We start from the raw sequence: 5,413 nt of genomic DNA, 5'->3' as shown, positions 1-5,413 counted from the left end.
CGAATCGCGAGACAGATCTATCGGACAAGCCTCGAGCAGCCGTGCACCGTTCTGGCGGGCAAAATCGATGCCGCCTTCGACGAGGCGATGCGTGATGCCCCTGCCGCGCGCCTTGCCGCGGATGAAAAAGCAGGAGATCGCCCAGACGGCCGGATCCGTGGCGTCGGCAGGATCGACCGGTGCCGACCCCCTGCCCTGGTTGTTCCATTCGGGCACGTCGGCGCGCGGTCCGATCTGCATCCAGCCAACCGCCTGACCGTCCTCGAATGCCAGCAGGCCCGGCGGCGGGCCGGCCTCGATGCGCGCCTTGATGTGGTCCTTGTTGCGTTCCCGGCTGCTCTCGCGGCGCATCGCCGGCGCCAGCCGGAAATGCGTGCACCAGCAGCCGTAGCAGGCACCTTGCTTGCCGAAGAGGTCCTCGAATTCAGCCCAAAGCTCGGGCGCAAGCGGCGCTATGGTCGTGCTCATGCGTTCTCCCCAGGCCAGCCTTGTCGCTGGCCTTGCACTGTCGTACCATTGCCTCTGTTCTCTTTATGTTCGCAGCGATGGCGGCCCCTGTCAACAATCCCGATCACGGTTTTTGCCGCGACTGCCTGATGCTTCAGCGCAGCCAGACGCGCCGCTGCGAGCGCTGCGGCAGCCCCCGGCTTGCGCGTCATCCCGAGCTTTACCGGCTGCATCTGGCCCATATCGATTGCGACGCCTTCTATGCGGCAATCGAAAAGCGCGACAATCCGGCGCTCAAGGACAAGCCGCTGATCATCGGCGGCGGCAAGCGCGGCGTCGTCTCCACCGCATGCTACATCGCCCGCATCCAGGGCGTGCGCTCGGCCATGCCGATGTTCAAGGCGCTCGAAGCCTGCCCGGAGGCGGTGGTCATCAGCCCCAACATGGAAAAATACGTCCGCGTCGGCCGCGAGGTGCGCGCCATGATGCAGGCGCTGACGCCGCTGGTCGAGCCGCTGTCGATCGACGAGGCGTTTCTCGACCTCGCCGGCACCGAACGGCTGCACGGCCTGCCACCCGCTGTGGTGCTGGCGCGCTTTGCGCTGGCGGTCGAGAAGGAGATCGGCATCACCGTTTCGGCCGGCCTGTCCTACTGCAAGTTCCTCGCCAAGATAGCGTCGGACTTCCGTAAACCGCGCGGCTTCTCGGTCATCGGCGAAGCCGAGGCGGTCGGCTTCCTGGCGGCGCAGCCGGTGACCATGATCTGGGGCGTCGGCAAGGCGTTCAACGCAACGCTGGAGCGTGACGGCATCCGCACCATCGGCCAGCTGCAGCAGATGGATCGCGGCGATCTCATGCGCCGCTACGGCACGATGGGCGACCGGCTCTACCACCTTTCGCGCGGCGAGGATGTCCGCCGCGTCGATCCCGATCAGGATGCCAAGAGCGTATCGGCCGAAACCACCTTCGATACCGACATCGCGTCGCTGGAAGAGCTGGTGGCGGTGCTGAGGGGGCTTTCGGAAAAGGTTTCGGCACGGCTGAAAAAGTCAGGCATTGCCGGGCGCACCGTGGTGCTGAAACTGAAGAGCCAGGATTTCAAGCTGCGCACGCGCAATCGCCAGCTCGGCGACCCGACCCGGCTCGCCGACCGCATCTTTCAGACTGGGGTGGAGCTTCTGCGCAAGGAAACCGACGGCACGAAGTATCGGCTGCTCGGCATCGGCGTCAGCGACCTCTCGGACGACGACAAGGCCGACCCGCCCGATCTGGTCGACATCCAGTCGCGCAAGCGCGCCATGGCTGAAGGCGCCATCGATGCCTTGCGCGACAAGTTCGGCCGCAAGGCGGTGGAAACCGGCTACACATTCGGCAAGGGCCGCGATGCCCATCCTCCGGAGCCGCTCGAGGACTAGGTGCGCTGCAAGTCTATCCTGCTCGTCACCACGCTCTTGCCGGTTTTCGGGTCGGTGTCGATGACGGTCAGCCGCATGCCGTTCTCGCCGCGTTTCTCGACCTTCATCTGCGCCCTTCGGTCGCCATTGACCTCCTTGGCCCAGCGAATGCCCAGGTTGATCGCATTGCCCGAACGGCGGCCGTTGAGTTGCGCCGGTCCCGTGCGAGAGCCAACATAGGTGCCGCTGTATTTGGCACCTGTAACTTTCAGATTGGCGCTGATGGCCCGCGACACCACAATGAGACCGCGGCAATTTCCATCCAGCGATAGCGAGGTTGAGGTCGCATTCGACTTGAAGCTGCACGATACGGTGACGTTCGGAGCATCCGTGGTTACCTGGACAGTGCCCTTGCCGGCGAAATTGCCCTTGAACGACTGAAGAAATTGGGTCTCGTCGGCATGTGCTGCGCCTGCCGCAACCAATAGACCGCCGGTAAGCGCGAATTGCGCGAAGGATCTCATCGAAGCTCTCCTTGTCGTTTTCGAAAAAAGGCGGGGCGGTCCACGAGCACGGCTGACCATCGGGACTCAACGCCACCTACCGTTTCAGGTTCCGTCCGCCACATGACTGTTTTACAACATCGGGCCAGTCGCGACTGGCCCAGAAGAATGCCTTGGCTAGCGGTTGCGGCAGAGGTGCTGGCCTGCGACATAGCGCGAATGGCACCCACCCCCTCGATCCCCAAGGCCGCGTTCTGGATGGCGCTGTCTATCGCCTCGTTCCTTGGCATGACGGTCGCCGGCCGGGCCACGACAGCGGAGCTCAACGTCTTCCAAGTGCTGGAGTTGCGCTCCGTGATCGGCTTCTTCATCCTGCTGCCGCTGGTGATGATGAGTGGCGGCTTTCAAGCCATGCGCACGCAGCGCCCGGTTGCCCATATCGCCCGCAACGTCATCCATTACACGGGCCAGGCGGCATGGCTCTACGCCCTCACCTTGATTCCGCTGGCCGTGTTGATCTCGATCGAATTCACCACTCCGATCTGGACAGCTATCCTGGCGGTGATCTTTCTGGGCGAAAGGCTGAACCGGCCCAAGTTGGCAGCGATCGCGCTGGGGCTGATCGGCGTGGTGATCATCGTGCGCCCCGGTGTCGGCTCGGTCGATCCTGGACATCTCGTCGTGCTGGGCGCCGCGGCCTGCTTCGGCATCTCGGTGGTCACCGTCAAGTCGCTGACCCGGACGGACAGCGTCGTACGCATCATCTGCTGGATGCTGATTGTCCAGTCGGTGGTCGGTCTCATCCCGGCGCTCTATACGTGGCGCAACCCGCCACTGGAGCTATGGCCATGGATCGTGCTGATCGCCTTCACCGGCATGTCGTCGCATTTCTGCATGGCCCGCGCGCTTGGCTATGCCGACGCGACCATCGTCTCGCCGATGGATTTTCTACGCGTGCCGCTATCGGCACTGATCGGCTGGCTGCTCTATAGCGAGCAGATCGACGCCTTCACCGCCGGCGGCGCGCTGCTGATCCTGATGGGCAATCTGCTCAATCTGCAGCGCAGGCAGATAAAGCCGGCCGAAGTGGCGGCGTCGTAGTCCCGCCGGCCGTCAGTTCCCTTCGTCGGGTATGTTGAGAAGATGGCCGCAGGCCTTGCAATGGACGGCGTCCGGCTCGTGCCGCCGCAAGCCGCACTGCGGACAGGGAAACAACACCTTGGCTGGCCGGAAGATCGCCTGAGCCAGTCTGACAAACAGCGATATGCCGATGATCATGGTGACGATTGCCGTCAGCTTGCCGGCCATGCCCGGCAGCACGATGTCGCCGAAGCCGGTCGTCGTCACCGTGGCGACAGTGAAATAAAGCGCGTCGATATAGTTTTCCAGGCCAGCGCCAGTGCGAAAGAAGAACGTGTAGACGAAGCCGGTGATGACGAACAGGAAGGTCAAAAGGTTGATGACCGCGTGGCTGGCCTCTCGCCACGGCCGCAGTCCTCGCATCTCGAAATGCCGCCAGAGCGAACCGCTGCGTGACAGCGACCACAGCCGCAGGATGCGCAGGAAGGCGAGATTGGCGAACGCCGTTGGCATCAGCAGCGTCAAGAGGATGAAGACATCGACCCACGACGTCGGCTGCTTCATCAGCCGCAGCATGTTCTTGGAGGCAAGCAGGCGGGCAGCGAGGTCCGCGGCAACCAGCGCGGCCGCCGAATAGTCGAGCCAGAGGAATGACGGCTTGTCCTGGAGAACCGGCGTCGCGATGAAGAAGGCGATGATGGCGAGGTCGATGACGACGGCCACCAGTTGGAACCGGAAAGCGGCCGGCGTGCGCCCATGATAAAGCCTGCGCAACCGGTCACGCAGCCGCGCCAAGACCGAAACCGCCTGCGACCCATTCCTCTGCGCCGGCTTCATGCTGACTGCGCCGGCGTTGGCCGCAGCGACCGCCCGGCTGATTGCCGCGCCCCGAAAAGAGCGGGGGTCACACCAATTCCACTTCGACCACGCCCGGCACCGCGCGCATCGCCGAGGCGATCTGCGGCGAGATACGGTAGCGGTTCGGCAGCTCTATCTCGATTTCCCCCTCGCCTTCTTCCTTGATCAGCACGAAACTGACCTGGCCTTCGCCCCTGACGGTCAGTTGGCCGGCCAGCGTGTTGATCGGCGTGGCGTTGCGCACGAAGATACGCAGCGCCTTCTGGATGCGACTTGCCTCATCCTCCAGCGACTGCACCGAGTTGATGCGCAGATTGACGCCTTCCGGCCTGTCCTCGGCCGCAACGGTGATGACGACGGAGCGGCCGGCCTCGAGCAGGTCGCGATACTGTGCCAGTCCTTCCGAAAACAGCACGGCTTCGTACTGGCCTGACGTATCCGAAAAGGCGATGACGCCCATCTTGTTGCCGGTGCGCGTCTTGCGTTCCTGCTTGGATGTCACCGTGCCGGCCAGGCGGCCGGCGGCGGCACCGCGTTTGACGGCCGCCGAGAACTCGGCCCACGTTTGCACCCGCATCTTCTGCAGGGCCGCCTTGTACTCGTCGAGCGGGTGGGCCGAGAGGTAAAAGCCGACCACCTGGAATTCACGGGGCAGCCGGTCGGCGGCGAGCCACGGCTCTGTCGCCGGCAGATTGAGTGCCTGCGACTGGGCGCCGAGCGAGGCGCCGAAGATGTCGTGCTGTCCGGAAACCGCGTTCTGCTGCGCCAGCGACGCCAGCCCCATCATGCGCTCCACGCCCGCCATCATCGACGCGCGGTCGTGGCCGAAGCAGTCGAGCGCGCCGGCCATGATCAGGCTTTCGAAGACGCGCTTGCCGACGATCTTGGGATCGACCCGCTCGCAGAAATCGGCGAGGTTCTTGAACGGCTTTTCGCCACGCTGGGCAACGATGTGCTCGACCGCCGCGTCGCCGACGCCCTTGAGCGCTGCCAGCGAATAGTAGATGCGGTTCTCGCCGACCTCGAAGGGGCGAAAGCTCGATGTCACCGACGGCGCGAGAACCTCGATGCCGAGGCGCAGCGCGTCCTGGCGGAAATCGGCGAGCTTGTCGGTGTTGCCCATGTCGAGCG

At 64.2% G+C, this 5,413-nt stretch carries 6 protein-coding genes; 2 read left to right on the top strand and 4 right to left on the bottom strand.

Annotated elements, in window-relative coordinates; translation table 11 throughout:
* The coding region (locus EN991_RS21895; protein ID WP_164769265.1) for a GNAT family N-acetyltransferase at nucleotides 1-468 on the bottom strand (468 nt) is incomplete at its 3' end.
* Between the two features lie 65 nt (nucleotides 469-533).
* Between EN991_RS21895 and EN991_RS21890 the strand changes: the two genes are divergently transcribed.
* Nucleotides 534-1,862 carry a DNA polymerase IV gene (locus EN991_RS21890; protein WP_027161464.1) on the top strand — a complete coding sequence of 443 codons (1,329 nt, stop codon included), beginning with the start codon at nucleotides 534-536 and terminating at the stop codon, nucleotides 1,860-1,862.
* On the opposite strand, the gene EN991_RS21885 is transcribed toward EN991_RS21890, so the two are convergent.
* Nucleotides 1,859-2,365 (bottom strand): hypothetical protein, encoded by a 507-nt coding sequence (locus EN991_RS21885; RefSeq protein WP_127369529.1) that lies wholly within the window; start codon nucleotides 2,363-2,365, stop codon nucleotides 1,859-1,861. The two genes, EN991_RS21890 and EN991_RS21885, sit on opposite strands and share 4 nt — an antisense overlap.
* A gap of 198 nt (nucleotides 2,366-2,563) precedes the next feature.
* Between EN991_RS21885 and EN991_RS21880 the strand changes: the two genes are divergently transcribed.
* Nucleotides 2,564-3,445: a DMT family transporter gene (locus EN991_RS21880; protein ID WP_013531939.1), complete on the top strand. Its 882-nt coding sequence runs from the start codon at nucleotides 2,564-2,566 to the stop codon at nucleotides 3,443-3,445.
* Between the two features lie 12 nt (nucleotides 3,446-3,457).
* Here the strand turns inward: EN991_RS21880 and EN991_RS21875 are convergent, their stop codons facing one another.
* Nucleotides 3,458-4,261: a potassium channel family protein gene (locus tag EN991_RS21875; RefSeq protein WP_027161463.1), complete on the bottom strand. Its 804-nt coding sequence runs from the start codon at nucleotides 4,259-4,261 to the stop codon at nucleotides 3,458-3,460.
* Nucleotides 4,262-4,328: 67 nt separating this feature from the next.
* Nucleotides 4,329-5,413: OB-fold nucleic acid binding domain-containing protein (locus EN991_RS21870; RefSeq protein WP_245461036.1), on the bottom strand; the 1,085-nt coding region annotated here is incomplete at its 5' end.

The sequence above is a fragment of the Mesorhizobium sp. M7A.F.Ca.US.005.03.2.1 genome, assembly GCF_003997795.1.
In the GTDB taxonomy this organism is placed as follows: Bacteria; Pseudomonadota; Alphaproteobacteria; order Rhizobiales; family Rhizobiaceae; genus Mesorhizobium; species Mesorhizobium ciceri.
Note: the sequence above shows the minus strand (reverse complement) of the source record. Positions and strands in the feature narration are given on the sequence as shown.